This is a genomic window from Enterobacter cloacae complex sp. 677-3DZ2D5B (genome assembly GCF_004136695.1).
GTDB lineage: Bacteria > Pseudomonadota > Gammaproteobacteria > Enterobacterales > Enterobacteriaceae > Enterobacter > Enterobacter hormaechei_C.
The window spans coordinates 30,551-46,356 of the sequence record NZ_QFLS01000022.1; the positions used below are offsets into that span (position 1 = coordinate 30,551).

At 48.2% G+C, this 15,806-nt stretch carries 25 protein-coding genes; 17 read left to right on the plus strand and 8 right to left on the minus strand.

Annotated features, from left to right (window positions below):
• Positions 1 to 4: 4 nt before the first annotated feature.
• From DD597_RS23205 to DD597_RS23230, 6 genes are all read left to right on the plus strand, one after another.
• Positions 5 to 694 (plus strand): hypothetical protein, encoded by a 690-nt coding sequence (locus DD597_RS23205; protein WP_129256618.1) that lies wholly within the window; start codon positions 5 to 7, stop codon positions 692 to 694.
• Complete coding sequence (locus tag DD597_RS23210; RefSeq protein ID WP_006812541.1) at positions 691 to 972, plus strand: hypothetical protein; 282 nt, start codon at positions 691 to 693, stop codon at positions 970 to 972. Before DD597_RS23205 ends, DD597_RS23210 begins: the two co-directional genes overlap by 4 nt.
• Positions 973 to 980: 8 nt before the next feature.
• On the plus strand, positions 981 to 1,346 hold the full coding sequence (locus tag DD597_RS23215; protein WP_233336212.1) for a hypothetical protein: 366 nt from the start codon (positions 981 to 983) through the stop codon (positions 1,344 to 1,346).
• A gap of 91 nt (positions 1,347 to 1,437) precedes the next feature.
• A complete protein-coding gene (locus tag DD597_RS23220) occupies positions 1,438 to 2,079 on the plus strand; it encodes an HD domain-containing protein (protein ID WP_129256619.1) in 642 nt (213 codons plus the stop codon).
• The gene (locus tag DD597_RS23225) at positions 2,076 to 2,627 is read left to right on the plus strand and encodes a hypothetical protein (RefSeq protein WP_129256620.1); all 552 of its coding nucleotides are present in this window, start codon (positions 2,076 to 2,078) and stop codon (positions 2,625 to 2,627) included. Before DD597_RS23220 ends, DD597_RS23225 begins: the two co-directional genes overlap by 4 nt.
• Positions 2,628 to 2,665: 38 nt before the next feature.
• Positions 2,666 to 3,364 (plus strand): lysozyme inhibitor LprI family protein, encoded by a 699-nt coding sequence (locus tag DD597_RS23230; RefSeq protein ID WP_072105590.1) that lies wholly within the window; start codon positions 2,666 to 2,668, stop codon positions 3,362 to 3,364.
• Positions 3,365 to 3,419: 55 nt separating this feature from the next.
• Here the strand turns inward: DD597_RS23230 and ydfZ are convergent, their stop codons facing one another.
• Positions 3,420 to 3,623, minus strand: a complete 204-nt coding sequence (gene ydfZ, locus DD597_RS23235; protein WP_006812537.1) for a putative selenium delivery protein YdfZ — start codon at positions 3,621 to 3,623, stop codon at positions 3,420 to 3,422.
• Positions 3,624 to 3,809: 186 nt separating this feature from the next.
• Between ydfZ and DD597_RS23240 the strand changes: the two genes are divergently transcribed.
• The 5 genes from DD597_RS23240 to DD597_RS23265 all read left to right on the plus strand — a co-directional run bounded on the left by DD597_RS23240 (position 3,810) and on the right by DD597_RS23265 (position 8,061).
• A complete protein-coding gene (locus tag DD597_RS23240; protein WP_006812536.1) occupies positions 3,810 to 4,076 on the plus strand; it encodes a hypothetical protein in 267 nt (88 codons plus the stop codon).
• A gap of 84 nt (positions 4,077 to 4,160) precedes the next feature.
• The gene (locus tag DD597_RS23245; RefSeq protein WP_006812535.1) at positions 4,161 to 4,478 is read left to right on the plus strand and encodes a hypothetical protein; all 318 of its coding nucleotides are present in this window, start codon (positions 4,161 to 4,163) and stop codon (positions 4,476 to 4,478) included.
• Between the two features lie 83 nt (positions 4,479 to 4,561).
• Positions 4,562 to 5,398: a GIY-YIG nuclease family protein gene (locus DD597_RS23250; RefSeq protein ID WP_006812534.1), complete on the plus strand. Its 837-nt coding sequence runs from the start codon at positions 4,562 to 4,564 to the stop codon at positions 5,396 to 5,398.
• A 141-nt stretch (positions 5,399 to 5,539) separates the two neighbouring features.
• Positions 5,540 to 6,730 carry a hypothetical protein gene (locus DD597_RS23255; protein ID WP_129256621.1) on the plus strand — a complete coding sequence of 397 codons (1,191 nt, stop codon included), beginning with the start codon at positions 5,540 to 5,542 and terminating at the stop codon, positions 6,728 to 6,730.
• A gap of 1,130 nt (positions 6,731 to 7,860) precedes the next feature.
• Positions 7,861 to 8,061: a hypothetical protein gene (locus DD597_RS23265; protein WP_063136831.1), complete on the plus strand. Its 201-nt coding sequence runs from the start codon at positions 7,861 to 7,863 to the stop codon at positions 8,059 to 8,061.
• 80 nt (positions 8,062 to 8,141) lie between these two features.
• On the opposite strand, the gene DD597_RS23270 is transcribed toward DD597_RS23265, so the two are convergent.
• On the minus strand, positions 8,142 to 8,351 hold the full coding sequence (locus DD597_RS23270; RefSeq protein WP_048231961.1) for a hypothetical protein: 210 nt from the start codon (positions 8,349 to 8,351) through the stop codon (positions 8,142 to 8,144).
• A gap of 157 nt (positions 8,352 to 8,508) precedes the next feature.
• Between DD597_RS23270 and DD597_RS23275 the strand changes: the two genes are divergently transcribed.
• The 6 genes from DD597_RS23275 to DD597_RS23305 all read left to right on the plus strand — a co-directional run bounded on the left by DD597_RS23275 (position 8,509) and on the right by DD597_RS23305 (position 11,025).
• On the plus strand, positions 8,509 to 8,724 hold the full coding sequence (locus DD597_RS23275) for a hypothetical protein (protein WP_129256622.1): 216 nt from the start codon (positions 8,509 to 8,511) through the stop codon (positions 8,722 to 8,724).
• A gap of 13 nt (positions 8,725 to 8,737) precedes the next feature.
• Positions 8,738 to 8,953: a hypothetical protein gene (locus tag DD597_RS23280; RefSeq protein ID WP_160859106.1), complete on the plus strand. Its 216-nt coding sequence runs from the start codon at positions 8,738 to 8,740 to the stop codon at positions 8,951 to 8,953.
• Positions 8,954 to 9,093: 140 nt separating this feature from the next.
• Complete coding sequence (locus DD597_RS23285) at positions 9,094 to 9,405, plus strand: hypothetical protein (protein ID WP_129256623.1); 312 nt, start codon at positions 9,094 to 9,096, stop codon at positions 9,403 to 9,405.
• A 128-nt stretch (positions 9,406 to 9,533) separates the two neighbouring features.
• Positions 9,534 to 9,929 carry a hypothetical protein gene (locus DD597_RS23290; protein ID WP_006812529.1) on the plus strand — a complete coding sequence of 132 codons (396 nt, stop codon included), beginning with the start codon at positions 9,534 to 9,536 and terminating at the stop codon, positions 9,927 to 9,929.
• A gap of 126 nt (positions 9,930 to 10,055) precedes the next feature.
• Entirely contained in the window at positions 10,056 to 10,337 is a 282-nt protein-coding gene (locus DD597_RS23295; protein ID WP_058652473.1) for a hypothetical protein, read from the plus strand.
• 205 nt (positions 10,338 to 10,542) lie between these two features.
• On the plus strand, positions 10,543 to 11,025 hold the full coding sequence (locus DD597_RS23305; RefSeq protein WP_006812526.1) for a hypothetical protein: 483 nt from the start codon (positions 10,543 to 10,545) through the stop codon (positions 11,023 to 11,025).
• Positions 11,026 to 11,669: 644 nt separating this feature from the next.
• On the opposite strand, the gene DD597_RS23315 is transcribed toward DD597_RS23305, so the two are convergent.
• The 6 genes from DD597_RS23315 to DD597_RS23340 all read right to left on the minus strand — a co-directional run bounded on the left by DD597_RS23315 (position 11,670) and on the right by DD597_RS23340 (position 15,752).
• Positions 11,670 to 11,873: a hypothetical protein gene (locus DD597_RS23315; protein WP_006812525.1), complete on the minus strand. Its 204-nt coding sequence runs from the start codon at positions 11,871 to 11,873 to the stop codon at positions 11,670 to 11,672.
• A 50-nt stretch (positions 11,874 to 11,923) separates the two neighbouring features.
• Positions 11,924 to 12,574: a hypothetical protein gene (locus DD597_RS23320; RefSeq protein ID WP_040110254.1), complete on the minus strand. Its 651-nt coding sequence runs from the start codon at positions 12,572 to 12,574 to the stop codon at positions 11,924 to 11,926.
• A gap of 323 nt (positions 12,575 to 12,897) precedes the next feature.
• Positions 12,898 to 13,425, minus strand: a complete 528-nt coding sequence (locus tag DD597_RS23325; RefSeq protein ID WP_006812523.1) for a transcriptional regulator — start codon at positions 13,423 to 13,425, stop codon at positions 12,898 to 12,900.
• 4 nt (positions 13,426 to 13,429) lie between these two features.
• Positions 13,430 to 13,852: a hypothetical protein gene (locus DD597_RS23330; RefSeq protein WP_000683475.1), complete on the minus strand. Its 423-nt coding sequence runs from the start codon at positions 13,850 to 13,852 to the stop codon at positions 13,430 to 13,432.
• A 59-nt stretch (positions 13,853 to 13,911) separates the two neighbouring features.
• A complete protein-coding gene (locus DD597_RS23335) occupies positions 13,912 to 14,190 on the minus strand; it encodes a hypothetical protein (RefSeq protein ID WP_001291547.1) in 279 nt (92 codons plus the stop codon).
• 2 nt (positions 14,191 to 14,192) lie between these two features.
• A complete protein-coding gene (locus DD597_RS23340) occupies positions 14,193 to 15,752 on the minus strand; it encodes a DEAD/DEAH box helicase (protein WP_006812522.1) in 1,560 nt (519 codons plus the stop codon).
• Between the last annotated feature and the right edge of the window lie 54 nt (positions 15,753 to 15,806).

The following is a 15,806-nucleotide window of genomic DNA, read 5'->3' on the forward strand; positions in this document are numbered from 1 at the left end:
ACACATGAGCGAAAAATCGAGAATTACATTCGCCAGCGTTGATCAGGCGAAGCTGCCATTTAATTTAGTGCTACAGGGGAACGCAGGAAAGCCTGCCGGAACCATCAAAATCGACAAGGAGCTTGTGACGTTCGAAGGTAACTTTGATGAATCGGCGCAGGTTTTTATCGAATATCTGGCACGCCGTTGGAGCCAGCAGTGGAGAGACCTAGAGAAACGCGCCAATGAGTTTGACCGGTTCATGGGCGCAATGGACACAGCAAAAGAGGCTCTGGCTGCCGGCACTCCGTTAGATCTGGAGTCGCTTTTCAAAGGAGAGATGGCCTCTGCGATGTTCGCCACCATGTTCGCAGGTGAGTTCGTCCGCAGCGGCGCCAGAAATTACCTTGAGCTGGGGTACAACGTTCCTGAAATGGGCGAGTTTACCGTCACCATCCAGCGCAAAGAAGGTAAGACGCCAGGCGAACGTATCGCTGAACTTGAGGCCGTTGTGGATCAGCGTAACGGCGAGTGCGTCCGTTTGATCAACGAACGTGATGCGCTGCGCGAAGAGCAGCTAAACAAAGGCTCGAACACACGCGCGGCCGCAGACATCTACTTCCAGTTGGTTGAGGAATGCCAGATCCCGCTAGGCGGCTCTTTGGTTGAGTACGTTCGCGAATTGCAGGATAAAGCAGAGAGGTGCGCGTCATGAATGACCTGCTTGTCGAGCGAGTCTCCGCTTTTGTTAAGTCCCCGCTGGACAATCCTCTCACCCGCGGTGAGCAGATGGAGCTGGCAAGGTGGTTTCTGCATATCCATGAGCAGATGGAAGTTTTTAAACAGTTGCCGGATCTGCCCATTACAGACGGCCATGTTCAGCAGGTGATTAACAGTCATGAAAAAGGCTGGGCGATGATTGTGCCGTGCAAAATTACCTACGAGCTGGCTAAGGAAGTGCAGGCTAACAGAGCAAGGAGTAAGGAAGAGTAACTATAAAGTTGGGTAATGCCGTTTCGCTGTTTTTTACAGCATTACTGGAAGGTTTCAATTATCGCTTTTGTCCGGTCTGGGATAATGCGCTGGATACGCTTATTGAGGAAGGAACGCTGCTTGAGGTGCGAAATGGGATCGCGCTGTTTGAGCGTGACGCCCAGCTATATGAAGTGTTCGTCGGGGCTGGCTTCAACCACTTTGGGCATCTTATTAGCTTGAATACCAAAGCCATCGACGAGAGCGTCATGCGCCGTCCGTCGTTCCGTGTAATGGATAAGCTGCAACGTCATGTAAATGCCGAATTACTCCGCGTAGCCAAAGAAAAAGAACGAGAGCTACAGGCGATGATTGGATCGCTTATCGCTGAGTAAATGAAGGCCACTATTGTGGCCTTTAACAATTTGTTTTCTACCTTTTCTTATCTGTGAAAATAACTACATCCAGAAAACAACGGAGTTAAGAATGTCCCGTATTTCCAAAGCCCATATGTTTGCCGCTGGCGCTCATGGCGGCGTTGGCCAGAAAAGAAAATATACCGGTGAAGACTACATCAACCACCCGGTTGCTGTCCGCGAGATTGTTGCCTGGCATGGTGGAACCGTAGAGATGCAGATCGCGGCGCTTCTGCATGATGTGGTTGAAGACACCCATGTCACCATAGAGATGGTTCGTGAGCACTTCGGTGAGCGCGTAGCCGAAATGGTTCTGGCTCTTACCAACATTGCCAGACCAGAAGACGGCAATCGAATACAGCGTTTCATCATCAACGTCCGGGAGCTGCAGCAAAGCCTCGACATGCAGACGTGCATGATCAAGCTGGCTGACCTGCTGGACAATACCTCTTCTATTGTGAGTCGCGACCCTGAGTTTTCAGCCATCTACCTCGCAGAGAAAGAGCTGATGCTGGCCGTACTCTTTGACGGCAAGGAGATTGGTGCCGATGCCGGTGTTGTCGAGTACCTGGAGAAAAAAGGCATAGAGCATTCGTTGCTGATAAACGCCCGGGCGATGGTGACGAAAGGCATTGCCAGTCTGCAACTGGTACACACCAAACGTTATGAAAAACACAAAGCGCTGATCTGGGGCGCGTGGGAGGCTGCATGAAGGTCGAGAAATTAGATGTTCTTTCCTTTGTGCTGACGGATCTGGAACGTCTCGACCCGGTACGCGTAATGATTGAAAACTACGAGCCGGGTAAGGGAAGAGTCACCATAACCTGCTATGGGAAAGCGTGGACTGCCGCCTGGTTTGCGATGGGCGGTGATGATGTTCAGACATTTATTAAGCGAGTGAGTGATGATTACTTGATTGGATGCCTCGCCCCTCAACTGCGAAGTACGGTCGACGATGACAACGACGCAAATCTGATTTTCGTAAAGTCCGAAATCATAAAGTTGCGCAGAGAGAGGGAAATCGACGCAGAAACGGCCAGAAATGTGTGGGACGAAGCTGAAAAAGCTGATGACGTAAAAGAGAGTTGCTGCTGTTTCGGAGTAGGTAACGAACTGCTGAGTTTGTTTGGCGATGATCCGTGGTATGCAGGCTGGCCAACGGTGCCAAATCCAGCATACCAATACCTTGAGCGTATTGTCAGAGCGGTACGTGATGGACTGAAAGTGCTTGACGATCAGTCGAGAGAAGCAGTCGGTTAAGTGATATAGTCAGGCGCTTTTGTATTTTTGGAGTGAATATGAAAAATATCCTACTGGCATCATTGTTGGTGGCATCGCCGGTCTCATTTGCAGCCAGCTTTGACTGCCAAAAGGCTTCGACAGAAATCGAACACAAAATCTGTGACAACGAACGCCTGTCAAAATTAGACGAACAACTTAGCGCAACCTATTCCAGCGCGCTCAAGGCTAACCCAGAAAATGCAGACACCCTAAAGACGGTTCAACGTCAGTGGATAAATATGCGTGGAAAACTCACTGATGATAAGGCTCTTGAGCTGGCTTATCTTATCCAAATTAATGGACTCAAGGGGTTGGATGGTTCGGCCAGCACAGCGGTGGTCAATGAGACACCGAAGCCGGTGCAGAAGCAGCCTGAAGTTCAGGAAAAGACAAGCAAGGCAGACGCAAAGCAGGCTAAGAGCGGTGATGAGCTAACTCTGGAGTCATTCCGAGCTAAGTATATTGAAGTTGACGGTGAATACTACAGCACGACATCCCTTCCCAGAGGGAGTTCGTTCTTATTCACCTGCGCCAGTCGCATTGCCGATGACCAAGTTAATGTCTGGAAGAAGTACGCAGCAAAAGAGGGCAAGATCGACCTTTTCTTTGAGCTTGAGACTCGAATACACACCGCGATGCTGAATGCCAATTTTCAGAAGCTGAATAGTGATTTAACTAAAACAGGCATTTGCGATCTGATTACCGCTGTTCCGTAAGCCAGATAAGGCCACTATTTGTGGCCTTAAACAATTTGTTTTATAGGTGGTGAAATTAATGGAACCCCAGGCGAACTAAATCCATTGGGCAGAACAGACCCTCCACACCTTCGATAGACACGCAGTCAGAACGGCGTAATTGTTCTTCTGATTTGCCTTCTCCGCAGATTTCCTTGATGACTCCCGTTGCACCATTCGTTGCCACCATCACTCGGCTGCCGGTAGTGATAGCGTTACGGTTGCGATCATAGGTCTTCATCGTTTCCTCCTTTCACTTGGGTCAAATCAGGTTTCAAAAATTGCCGCTTTTCATGTATGTGCGGTTTGCAAAATCTCAAGTTCCGAAACAAATTGTTTTCACCACCTTGTTATTCAATTAACCAGTAAAGTTGACCAGTACCGTAAAAAATACTACTGTTTATACATACAGTGCTGAGGGTGAACAATGGGTAGCAAGAATTCCAAATATGTGATCGTCTATAGGGGCGAAGCACTCGAGCACTTAATACCTGGACAGTTCGTTTTCTTCCAACGTAAAAAAGAATACGGCGATGGATTCTGGCTTGGTAAAACGCATGAGGACGGGTTCGAGTTTGTGCTGGAACAACCCACTTCACTTAGTTACGGGCTTGCGTATCTGATCAGTCTGTCTAGTGTTGAAGCCAGACATATGGAGTTTGTGGACGACATAGATGATTTTAAATTGACCTAATTACCCCTTAAACATTTTGTTTTCAGTATTTTGTTATCTGAGATAATAACGCATATAAGAAAACAATTTGTTTAAGGAGTTGGTATGTTGAAGCTCACGGAAGTCTACAAAACGGCAGTGATCAGCACCGCTCATGTAACGGCAGCGGATTCAGAACGGCTACCCATTGCCTGCTTCGACCCACTTACTGATCGCGGGTTGAATTGGGTACACGGTACACAGTACGGCTGGATTGTTCGTGCTGGAATGCGAGGGAATGACTGGAAAGAAGAGCTGCGTGAGTATGGCATTTCCGAAGAGACGATCTCTAACATACAGACCATAGTGGATGCCGGCTTTGACGCGGTTCACTTCGATTGCGACGCCGAGCTGGTGGACGGATTACCTGGCTGGGACTGGTAAGCCTTTTTTTTTGTCGTGGACAGATCGGCTCTCCATGTGAGATACCAGATATCAGAGCCGATCTCATAAGGGACATTTTCTGCATGGAACTATTCCAGTACCTTCAGTCGCTATACCCGCAGCTGACCCCAAATAACAGCAAAATTCATTTAGCCAGCACCAACGAATATAAAGAAAACCCGATACAGGAGTTCGTGAAAGAGACGTTCGACGACTGGCAATGCCTGCAGAAGCTGAAAAGCTTCAATCGTACCTACGTTGTCTCTCTTATTCAGACTGAAGATAAGGCGCGATTTCTCTATGCTGGCACCTATCTCAACGTTGGGTGTTCTCTGACAGCATCACATGCAGTACCTGGCCGGAACGAAGACTACTATCTCTATCAACTGACACCTGTTCCTGAACTGGATGAATATCGTGGACGTTTGTATGTCAGTGCGGAGCGTCCTCGCAGATCTATTTTGAACGGCGAAACTCTTGCCGGAAAACTGCGAGTCGTTGAGATTGCGCCATCCTGTCTATCATTTGGCGAGTTTCCCGGCTACAAAGACGTAGTTCTGGACAGAGCCAGTCTCGGAACCATCATTCGGCAGGAGTTAAAGTCGTGGAGAACTGCACTGAGTATTGTCAAAGGCATCTACCTGCTGACTGATGTTGATGGCGAGAAGTTGTATGTTGGCCAGGCAAACGGCAAAGGCGGAATATGGGGAAGATGGAAGACCTACTTTAAAACGGGTCACGGCGGGAATGCTGGCCTGATTGAAGCGTTTGGAACCGGCGATGAGGAAAGGCTCAAGAATGTCACGTTCTCTATTCTGGAAATCATGGACATTAACAGTGACGCCTGCGAGATAAACCGACGAGAATCACACTGGAAACGCATACTGCTTTCTCGTTCAGTAGGACACAATAGGAATTGAGTTATTGTCGAAATTGTAGCGTTTATTTGTTTACACATATAAGAAAACAAATAAATAACAAGAGCTATAATATCTTGGCTAAGTAGTTGATCGGCCCCCTTAGTCAACCGATTACTGGAACGAGACATTTAAGAGGACAATATGACGGATACAGCTTTTTCGAAATCGTTACAAAAGGAAGTCGACCCCGAGCAGTACTTGGCACTTAAAAATTTAGATGATAGCTCAGTTCATGCTGTCGCTCGTGAAGACATCATCTGTCCAATTTGCAAAGTCGGAGGTGGCTCGTTTGTTAGAGCCTCTAGGAATGATGGTTATCACAAGAAGGCGCATTTCAGATTTACTGGTGAAGCTGGCCAAGGCCACCATCCATCATGTGACTTCTACGGAGATAGGTTAACATCTGAGGTAAGGCAGCACCTTGTCACATTCACGAAAGATCGAACAAAGTATTCGCAGGTAATACGAAAACTGGTATGCGCCGGCATACAGGAAGGGATTTTTACGCAAGAAAAAATGTGGCAGATGAGGGAATGGTTCTTCAATAAGCGTAAGGACTCCACATTTGAAATATGGCTGGAAAAGGGTCATTTGGATTGGCTTGACTATATTAGCGGGTTACGTGAATCATATTTGGCATGGACAAACCCGGATATTATGCCTTTCTCACCCATTCAGGCTACTGTGCCTGGTTTTTCTTGGCCTCGTGCAATTGACAAAGAGGTGCTAAGAGTTCACATCAAGACTCTCCAGCAATTGCGTAAAATTTCAGTATCCCATAGAGACATTTCGGCAATCTTAGAACACATAGATAATAATCGTGGCCGTGCAATTCTCGACCCATCGCTTTTGGAAGATGAGATAAATAAGACTTACAAGCTTACTGGGTTTGTGATGAGCAATTACATTGAGTTTAAGACAAAAACGGTTAGCGACAGAGCATATGGAGAGGCTAAGTTTCTGGCATTTGCCGCACTGCTGTTATTCGTGTCTGATTGGGATCTCAACATTGCTATTGGTAAGTTTTCCAAGATTGCCAGAGTGAAGGAGGTTGATGACATGCTGGCTGGTAATTTCATTGGTCTTAACCCTTACTTCCGGTACGACGTGGCTAAAGCTGTGAAGAAATTGCAGGATAACTGGCCGATTGAATACCAAGAGTTGGAACATTGGGATGTAGAAAAATCTATGCGTGAGGCATATGAAAAGTGGTGTTCGACAGAGCCAGAATTCGCTCCACCTCTTTTACCCGACCTGTATGTTACCCAACACGAGAAAGAAGTCGCACGAGACGAGGAAATCAGGCAGTGGATTAAGAACGGAGATGTTTGAGCACAACTAGCTTAATCAATCCGTTGACATTGGCGGTCACAAATTGAGGATTTCTATAAGAGTCCGTTGATCGCCACTTTCCCCACCTCTCCAACCTACCCCAACCCAGGCGTGACAGGGCATTTAAGCAGTTACACCCATAAGAAAACAAATAAATAACATATCAACGAAAAGTCAACGCTTTTCCCTGATTTGGTCTAAAAAATTGACGTTTTCGCACGCCATCTCTTATATCCAAAATCCTGCGCACCAGAATCCATCTCCCTGCGACCAAAACGCCAAAAACGACTCGTGATACCACCCCAAAACAGACACACTCAGAAGCGCTCCCGTTGCGTTATATTGGACGTCTAAACAAGTTGTTTTCATGCACAAGAAAACAAGTTAACCACACCCACAGGAAACCCAGAGACGCCACTGCCCACAATCCCGGAAACACCCACCTCTTCCTGTCAGGCTACCGAAAAGACCCACCTCTTTGCCCCAGGCTACAGACCACCCACCTAATCTTCCCAGGCAACCGAGAACGCAGCTCGCGAATGCAAACCCCTACACGCCATTACCCAATACACGGAGAAGAACAACCAGAACGAAACCCCGGACAAACCCAGACCAGAACAGGAACCGTCGCCATCTCGCTTACCCACCATTACCCCGGAAGAGAACGCAAATTCCTGAATTGCAGGGAACGCCTTTACTTCATATGCGGAGAACAGCAAAAGCGCCCTACTGCCATTACCCACACTTCCACCATTTCACGTAAACGGAGAGAAAAGCGCACCTGCCATTACTCAATACACGGAGAAGAAAACTCACCAAAACGACGAGAACAACCCAGACGAAAACACAAAGAAGAACCACCTCAAGAAGAACAAAACCACATACGCCGGTAGAGAGAACAAACCACCCATTTCGCCCAAAGGAATACTCGCCGTATAGAGCGTTATCAGGGGGAAGGTTTGCACGTCCACAGGAGAGAAAATCCGTAGAGATTTAACTGGAGGTATAAGTGGGAAGAGGGAGAGGGGTATCGCTACTTTCTCCGTAGAAATTCAAGCCATAGTTTTCATCCCTCGTAATGTCTCTCTCCACCCCTTCGGTCAACCTTCGGGACATCCAGGGAAAAGGCCATGTCCCTTTTCAGAAACGGGAGCGTCGCAGCAGGGAAACGGCTGGAGATTTTCAGGGAAACGGTGGGAATCCCGCTATACGAACCGGGAAAAGGCTGGCTGCCGGTCGGGAAACGGGTACATCCCGGTACAGAGCGAGGGACGGCTGCGGGAGCGGTGCGGGAAATCCTCGGGAGTGCGCCTTACTCTTCGCTCGCCTGAAAATCGCGGGGGAGTGTCGTTCCCTCTCGTGCAGCTGCTGAACTCCATTCTGCCAGACCATCCTCGGGTCTCAAGCGATTTCAGTAGGTTTTCGGGGGAGTTTTCTTCTGTTTCTTCTCTTCTCGCAACCTGCGGGCCAATTGCTTGATTTCTTCATCTCGTGCTTTTTGTTTCTTGCCAAGTGGTGTTTTGGAATGTCTCCATCCGCGCCATGAGCAGTAAACGATTGTGAAAACAATAAGCACGGCATCCCACGAAAGAAAGCCATTTTTGTAGAGCCAGTCGACCATTATATACCCCCATTAGATTGCTTAGGTTGTACAACTTATGAGTCGCTTCAGCAATGTAAAAATAGTTGCTGCCCTTGATATTATTCTTTTTCGCCTATGTCTTATTGCGATAATAACACCAACAAGAAAACAACGTGTTTAGGCAAATGAGAAACACATGTACAAGCATCTGAATATCAGCATCACTCTCTGTGGCGAGGAAGCGTCATCCGAGTGTGAGATCTCCCTCGATGACGTTATCCGTTCCCTGGATGTTGCTGGTCGCGTGGCGACGCTCATCTCTGAAGGACGCAGAGAGGGGACGTTTGATTTCCATATCGAGGACAACCCAATGTCCGTCGCGTGGAACTGCACGACGTCAGAAACGAAGTGAGGGTGAAGAGATGATTAAGATGCCTGTGATGGTTGAGGTGTGGAGCGTGGATTCCTTGGCTGAGTGCCTGGATGCTGTGGGGCCGGAGTTGTACCGCAAGTTGTGGTCGTTCGTCCCGGCTGAAGGGGAATCACCCAAAGGGAAGGATATCTGGCATCTGCTCAGTGAAGATGAACAGCGGGAGCTGGTGGACGCGGTACACATCGAGTTCCCGGACGACGAAGATTAAGCGTGAGGCCACCGTGCTGGTGGCTTTTTGCTGTTTGCAACCTCCGGGGCAGCGTAGCACCGTAACGCTATGCTTTGTAGCCGTTTTCTCGCTGGTATTATTTACACCAACAAGAAAACAAGTTGTTTACGGAGTGAATTATGAAGAACGCGATGATCACCAAACTGAGCGCGGGCCAGCCACGTAAAGAAAAACCAACCGTAATGAGCCAACTGACCCTGCTCGATATCATCGCCAACGGCACTGCCATTCGCCTGTTCAAAGAGACGCTGGTCTCGTTCGACAATGGTTACCGCACGCGTTACGTAATGAGTGTGCGTCGCCAGAGTGGAAGAGGGTGGATGGCAAAACAGATCATCTGGCCAGAAGGAGAGCTGGAACAGGCGCTACTGGAGGCGAACAAAGTAGCCCAGCAAGAAATCCAGCGTGCCTCTCTCCTGGCGACAGCCTGACATGTGCAAAAGCGATTAGTCGTCCCTACGACAGCCCCGTCCATCCTTCGGGGCTTTTTTGCTTACCTGTATTGTAAGTACTTACCTATGACAATAATATAATCAGGTCAACAACAGGGAGACCAAAAATGACTGTAATTCGTGAAAACCTGGTTCTTGATTTGTACTATGCGTCAGAAACAACCTCAGGCGGAAAAGTTGCAAAACTGACCGCTATTCTGCGTGACAGCACGAACGGGACTGAAGTGCTCACCACCACCCTGATCCGCACCGGGACAGAAGAGGATTGGGTGTACACCGTAGGCTTCCAGAGCATCAGCGACGCATCCGAACCAATGCTGCTGAAACTGGAAACGTATTTCCGCGGCGTAGACAAAGAGATGTTTGAGAAGATGATGGTGAAAGCAGACGAGCTGTACACCTCCTACTTGAACCCGAGCAACACCTGGCTTGGACAATACGGTCTGCGCATCGTGTCCAACGAACCGGTTGAAAACTACATCCCGGAAAGCGTATTCGCTTAATCCCTCCAATGGCGCGTACCCCGCGCCATTTTCTTATCCCCGATAACAAAATGTTTTTTGCCTTATCCACATTGCGATAATTACACCAACAAGAAAACAAGATGTTTACGCATGGAGGATATGCACATGACCGATTTCACTATCTCCCCTAAAGCTGAAAACGTATGGCTGGAATCCTGGCTCGACCTGTCGCCGGAAGAACAGCAGGAAATGGATCACGTTGAACAGGACGAACAATATGATGCCCGCTTCTTCCGCTTTGAGGACAGCGTTTATGATATTGCCGACTTCATGCGCGATGACCGCTTCCCGGACTGGCACGCAGGCTACCCATTAAATGCCTTCGCCATGCTGATGATCCGCGTGGATGGCTCCGGCGATACCATCGACGTCGGTCTGCTCCACTAAGAGAACGAGGCCACCCATGCCGGTGGCCTTAAATGACCATCCTGTTTCCCGCAGGCTAAAAACACCCACCTCTTGTCGCCAGGCTACCGAACAACCCTCCGACTCCCTGCCGGCCACCAGCTGCCGGAACAGAACGCTTGGACGCCTTATGCGCGTAGCGATAATTAAACCAACAAGAAAACAAGTTGTTTAAAGGATTATCACCATGAACTTTATCGCTACTGTTAACACCCCTGCGCATGGCCATATTTCTGTGACGTTCTCTGATAACGAGAAAAGCGTGCTGGGCGCCTGGCGTGACAATGTAACCATCGAGCTGTCCGGGAAAGAGAAACAGCAGATCACCAATGACATTATCTGCAACCGTCGCCATAAACGCGTATTTGAAAAAGCGTATGTCTCCACTTCGGGATTTGGCGTATTCATCTTCCCGGTACGCAGCGGTCGCTTCTGCCAGTCAAAACTCATCGAGTTCGCCACGCAGATCGCGCTATGGGTTAAAACAGAATCCGGGTTCGACTTCAGCGAACAGGAAGCAGTGGGGGAGGGGATGCGTATCGCCAACAATGCCATCAAGTGCAAAAACGTCACCTACGAAGCAGGAATCGACTCGTGGAGTGTCTCGTGCGGGGAATACGTGAAAGAGGTGTACGGAAAGAACCGCATTCACATCCTGACTGGCAAGTAAGAGGGGAGGGGCTGGAAACGCCCCTTTCTTTTCGTCCACCAGCTGCCGCAGGGATATTCAGAAACGGCCAGAGGGCTGTCCGGGGAACCGAAGGGAAACGGCCAGGGAATTTTCGGGAAACGGCTGGGTTTGCCTTTATGTAGAAAACAGAGCGGGAGAAGTCCAGAATCCTGCCAGAAAATATCGCAGGGGCGCTGGGGTAACGCTGGTGGAGTTTCAGCCCCTGAGCCATCCAGATAGCTTTCGCTATGTGATTATGTGAATCCGTGGGTAAACCACTGCAAGCGCGTACACGTCGCGCCAACGTGCCAATGATACGCGAGCGCCCACGGATAGCGCCAACATTGCCGACACGTCCCGAAGGATAGCGCGGATCACGTCGCCAGCTATCGCCAGACGATCACGCCCACGACACGACAAAATAAACCACGCGCTAAAACGCTGTAAAACGCGCTATAACGTGTTTTTTATTGTGGGTAATGGGTATGACCACCACACATAAAAACGCGTTAAATTGGCGCGTTTATGGCGCTTATTTTGGGTCTGTTTTGGCTGACTTCAGACAATAAAAAACGCGCCAACAATGGCGCGTTATGATGTGCGGATCTTGAAACGAAAAAAGCGCCCACTATGGGCGCTATTGCTTAAATGCTGTTTTGCAGTTTTCCGATCATTTCAGACAAGCGCAAATATTCACGTTTGCGTTTACAGTCTCTTTTGCTGTTAAGCAAATCAGAAAACGTAAAATTTAATTTGTCACGTTGCGCTTTTAAGTCGCCGATTAATTCAAGTTTATAAGCGCGATATTTTGCGCGATATTCCGCGCGGATCTGGTCATAACTAATCATGATTTTTATCCTTAAAACTAGCGCCCATAGTGGGCGCTATATCCATCTAATTACGCTTTGAAAGCATCAGCCAGATAGTTATAAAAATCATTCTTGATAAAGCGATATTGTTGCGATCCGTTTTTAGCAGCGCCCATTCCTTTGATTTTCTCGACCAGTCCGAGACGTTCACACAAATTGATAAGCTGATTGGCTTGAGTGTAGCCAGCGTCTAATTTAATCTCACATGCTTTTTTAGCTTCATTCATTAAATCGAATACAGCGCCATTTGTGAATGTCTCCATTTCATCATTAATCATTTCGATTAATGCGAATACGCGAGATCCGGACATATCAGCGACGGAATAAACGCATTTACCAGACTTGATAGATTTAACCAGATAAACCAATTTTTCGAGTGAATAGCTATTGGTCATAGCTTCGCGGAAAAACACTTCTGGCGCTTGTTTGCTTGCTTTAATCGCGTAGTAAAAGACACCAGCTAATTTCTCATCATTAACAGCGTTTAAAACGTTGTTGGTGAAGTATGCAAGTTTGGTAGTCGCTGCAAGCATGTTAGCTTTATCTGCTTTTGTGTGCGTACCATTCTGATAATGATTGTTATAAGTCTGAGTAGCGTTGTTGGCTGCAACTTGCAATTCATTAGCGATAACTACAGCAGCGTCGATGATGGATTTTTTAGAGATAGCAACGTTAGACATGATATTAATCCTTATGTAATATTGATAACTTAATTTGTTATTTGTTTATCGTTAGCGTGTTCGCTTTCGATGTGACTAATTATCGATATACAGAAATTAAAATCAAGAGTTTTTTACGCGGGAACGAAAAAAATTTTTCTTCAATAAAAATCAAAGTTTTAGAAATAAAACGCGTTTTCTCGAAGGTGTTGCCTAAATAAATTCCCTATTCGGTCAATCACCCTTATATATTTAAAACGGAATAGGGATTAGGGGAAATAAATATAACGGGAAGTGACACATAAAATAATAACCGGACTTAGCCGGTTATTACCCTTATAGATTTAAAACGGTAAAATCCGTTCGACCCAATCGAACATGACGACTGTCTTCCGACCGTCCCCCATGTTGAGCGTGACCTGGCAAGCGTCAACGCCTGAAGACACACCCTCAATTTCACGGCCATCCGCCATGTAGACCCTTATAGACTTCTGCATCTCATGAGCCTGGCGACAAATTTTGAAGAAATCACGGCGAGATGGCCGATTGTCCACATAGTCTGGGTGTACCGTTGTCCGACCCGTGAAATCGTGCGCAATGCCTTCTGTCACACCTGATTCAATCGTACTGATTCGCTCAAGTGGGAGCCTTATACGATTTTCTTTGTCGAACGGGGCAGGGCAAAGGTCGACTTTGTTGCGCGACGACATGAGACCCTGAACGTACATGCAGAACACCTGACCATCTTCCATCGTGACCCTTACAGGAATGAGAGACTTACGCCAGAACATCAGCGCCTTCTCCACGTTGGTGTAATCGCGCGGCCAGACTTCTGCAGGAATCCCGTAGGTGATGTCAGTAATATTCGTCATATCGTCACAGTGTCGTTGGTAGGATATCGATGTCACCTGCGTTGCTGGTGAACACCCGGAAGACTTTCGTCTCGCCAGCTTTGGTGATGGTCTCGCGTTCCTGACGAGCAGGGTTCAGTGCGCACAGCCCGGCGCCTTCCAGTGAAGCGCCAACAATCCATTGCCCGGCATCAAGATGGAACGTCGCTTTTTCACCGGTCTCAAGTTTCGCAACCGTCTCACCATTGATGAAGATGGATGCGTCACAGCCCGCACCTATCATACCTTTGTCCCTCATAACCACCAGCGTGGTTGGTGCAGACGTCTGGTATTTGAAAACTCTGGCCTGCGGAGCCGGTTTTGCATCAGCTACAGACACAGGGCGGGATGAACATGCACTCAGGAGTAAAACGGGGATGGTAATCAGTGGAAGTAGAACGTGTTTCATGGCTTGAACTAAATCCTTATCACTTCAACGAACAAGGCGTCTTGCGACGCCCTTAATGCTTAATCGAGACGTTTGAGAATATCGGCCAGATCTTCTTTGGTCATGCCAGAGGATTCGTAAATCTTCATGACCTTTTCACGGGCCTTTGCAGAAGCCTCTAATGACGTAGCTGCCTTATCAAAATCAGCCATCGTCATGTTGGACAGCACCAGATTGATGATGTCTGCCTTTGACAGCTTAATATTGCGTTCACGCAGTCGATTCTGAAAGGTTTCCAGCTTGTCGTTTGCTTTTTCGGTTAACTGAACCTGGCAGTGTATAGCGCGTTTCTCGCTCATGCTTACTCTCTATTCAAAACAGTGAAATCGAATGTGCTACCCACCGGCAAAACGCCCTCGGCAAACCCAGGCGTCGTGTCGATAATGTGCTTCCGCTCATATGAATGCGACATGAGATATTTGTTGCTCACGTCGATAAAGTCGGTAATAAAGCACACGTTAGCCTGATTCTTTTTGGCTCGAAGACCGCGACCAACACGTTGGCGCATCTCAACTTCGGCTTTGCCGCCACCACCCAGAATCACCGCCCCTACGCTTGGAACGTCGACACCAACATCCAGAATGGTTGAACCAATCAGAACATCTATCTTGCCTGCCGCCAGACTGTTGAGCTTTGCTTGTCGGGTAGTCTGGTTTGATTCTCCGTAGATGAAATCGACCTTCAGGCCGCTTTCCTTCATCATTTCCATCAAAATCTGACCATGACGCTTCAAACGAACCAGCGTCATACAGTTCAGACCGTGACTTTTGTACATTAACGCTTCGCGCACAATAGCCTCGTTGCGGCCCAGATTGTAAACGATGCCTAACTGATAGGCTTTCTGGTAAGCCGTACTCATTCCAACCCGAAAGTTCAGGTGTTTCGAAGCAAGTTCAGCCCTAATCCGCACCTCGTCTGGAGTGTACGCGATTTTATGATATAGAAAGTATGGTTTCGCTAAAATACCTCGATCGATCAAATATTTCTCCGTTACCTTTATCTCAATGCGGCCGGCAACGGCCATGAGACGCATATTTGCCTCGGTCGAGTCCTTCATGAACGGCGTAGCTGTCAGCGCCAGACGGTAATCGGCATTGATGCACAACCGGGCGATATCGTAGAAGTTTGAACCAGATGATTCGTGTGCCTCTTCCAGAATCAGCAGAGAAACGCTGGACAGAAAGCGCTTAACCAGTTCCCGGCGCTTCAGGTGGTACTGTTTTTTCTCCGGTGATGCGTCGCGCGGTGGCTCTTCGAGAAAACTGGCCAGGGTCTGCACCGTGGCAACGTTGATATGGCGCGAGACCTGGAACTCACCAGATCCAATCACCCCAACTTTCTGGCCTTTCAGCCACGGCTCGCCATTCTCCGCGCGGTAATCGATGGATTTCTGGAAGTTCTCTGCCATCTGGAACATCAGAACCGAGCGCGTGGTTAAAAACAGCGTCATACGACCAATGCGAGCAGCTGCCTTACACGCTACGTTCGATTTACCGCCACCCGTCGCAATCTGGGCAATCATCATCCCTTCGCGCACCAGTGTTTCCACAGTCTGATCCTGATACGCATAGTCCGGGTTATACGGGAATGGGTTAACTACCGGGTTCGGCTTGCCCAGCGCGGGGGCTTTTTCCTTGCGCACATGCACGCATTTGATGCCAGCTTTCAGAAGGTTGGCCGCTACTGGCTTCGCAAACCCAGCCGGGAACGCGTTTTTGCTCCAGTTGAACATCGTGCTGGTTCCTTTCCAGTCACCAGCCTCCACTTCATAGCTCAACATCTCCTGAACGAGCCGTTTCACGTTGTCATCAGCGCCAGAAATCAGCGCATTGACTGCATTCGATACAATCCGAACTGTCATAAACCTCTTTCCTTCGTGCCTTTTGTATGGTAATTGGCTATTATAGTAAGTAAG

Excerpts from the sequence above, each read along its gene's own strand:
- DD597_RS23205 (WP_129256618.1), top strand. The coding sequence starts at position 5 with ATGAGCGAAAAATCGAGAATTACATTCGCCAGCGTTGATCAGGCGAAG.
- DD597_RS23210 (WP_006812541.1), top strand. The coding sequence starts at position 691 with ATGAATGACCTGCTTGTCGAGCGAGTCTCCGCTTTTGTTAAGTCCCCG.
- DD597_RS23220 (WP_129256619.1), top strand. The coding sequence starts at position 1,438 with ATGTCCCGTATTTCCAAAGCCCATATGTTTGCCGCTGGCGCTCATGGC.
- DD597_RS23225 (WP_129256620.1), top strand. The coding sequence starts at position 2,076 with ATGAAGGTCGAGAAATTAGATGTTCTTTCCTTTGTGCTGACGGATCTG.
- DD597_RS23230 (WP_072105590.1), top strand. The coding sequence starts at position 2,666 with ATGAAAAATATCCTACTGGCATCATTGTTGGTGGCATCGCCGGTCTCA.
- ydfZ (WP_006812537.1), bottom strand. The coding sequence starts at position 3,623 with ATGAAGACCTATGATCGCAACCGTAACGCTATCACTACCGGCAGCCGA.
- DD597_RS23240 (WP_006812536.1), top strand. The coding sequence starts at position 3,810 with ATGGGTAGCAAGAATTCCAAATATGTGATCGTCTATAGGGGCGAAGCA.
- DD597_RS23245 (WP_006812535.1), top strand. The coding sequence starts at position 4,161 with ATGTTGAAGCTCACGGAAGTCTACAAAACGGCAGTGATCAGCACCGCT.
- DD597_RS23250 (WP_006812534.1), top strand. The coding sequence starts at position 4,562 with ATGGAACTATTCCAGTACCTTCAGTCGCTATACCCGCAGCTGACCCCA.
- DD597_RS23255 (WP_129256621.1), top strand. The coding sequence starts at position 5,540 with ATGACGGATACAGCTTTTTCGAAATCGTTACAAAAGGAAGTCGACCCC.
- DD597_RS23265 (WP_063136831.1), top strand. The coding sequence starts at position 7,861 with ATGTCCCTTTTCAGAAACGGGAGCGTCGCAGCAGGGAAACGGCTGGAG.
- DD597_RS23270 (WP_048231961.1), bottom strand. The coding sequence starts at position 8,351 with ATGGTCGACTGGCTCTACAAAAATGGCTTTCTTTCGTGGGATGCCGTG.
- DD597_RS23275 (WP_129256622.1), top strand. The coding sequence starts at position 8,509 with ATGTACAAGCATCTGAATATCAGCATCACTCTCTGTGGCGAGGAAGCG.
- DD597_RS23285 (WP_129256623.1), top strand. The coding sequence starts at position 9,094 with ATGAAGAACGCGATGATCACCAAACTGAGCGCGGGCCAGCCACGTAAA.
- DD597_RS23290 (WP_006812529.1), top strand. The coding sequence starts at position 9,534 with ATGACTGTAATTCGTGAAAACCTGGTTCTTGATTTGTACTATGCGTCA.
- DD597_RS23295 (WP_058652473.1), top strand. The coding sequence starts at position 10,056 with ATGACCGATTTCACTATCTCCCCTAAAGCTGAAAACGTATGGCTGGAA.
- DD597_RS23305 (WP_006812526.1), top strand. The coding sequence starts at position 10,543 with ATGAACTTTATCGCTACTGTTAACACCCCTGCGCATGGCCATATTTCT.
- DD597_RS23315 (WP_006812525.1), bottom strand. The coding sequence starts at position 11,873 with ATGATTAGTTATGACCAGATCCGCGCGGAATATCGCGCAAAATATCGC.
- DD597_RS23320 (WP_040110254.1), bottom strand. The coding sequence starts at position 12,574 with ATGTCTAACGTTGCTATCTCTAAAAAATCCATCATCGACGCTGCTGTA.
- DD597_RS23325 (WP_006812523.1), bottom strand. The coding sequence starts at position 13,425 with ATGACGAATATTACTGACATCACCTACGGGATTCCTGCAGAAGTCTGG.
- DD597_RS23330 (WP_000683475.1), bottom strand. The coding sequence starts at position 13,852 with ATGAAACACGTTCTACTTCCACTGATTACCATCCCCGTTTTACTCCTG.
- DD597_RS23335 (WP_001291547.1), bottom strand. The coding sequence starts at position 14,190 with ATGAGCGAGAAACGCGCTATACACTGCCAGGTTCAGTTAACCGAAAAA.
- DD597_RS23340 (WP_006812522.1), bottom strand. The coding sequence starts at position 15,752 with ATGACAGTTCGGATTGTATCGAATGCAGTCAATGCGCTGATTTCTGGC.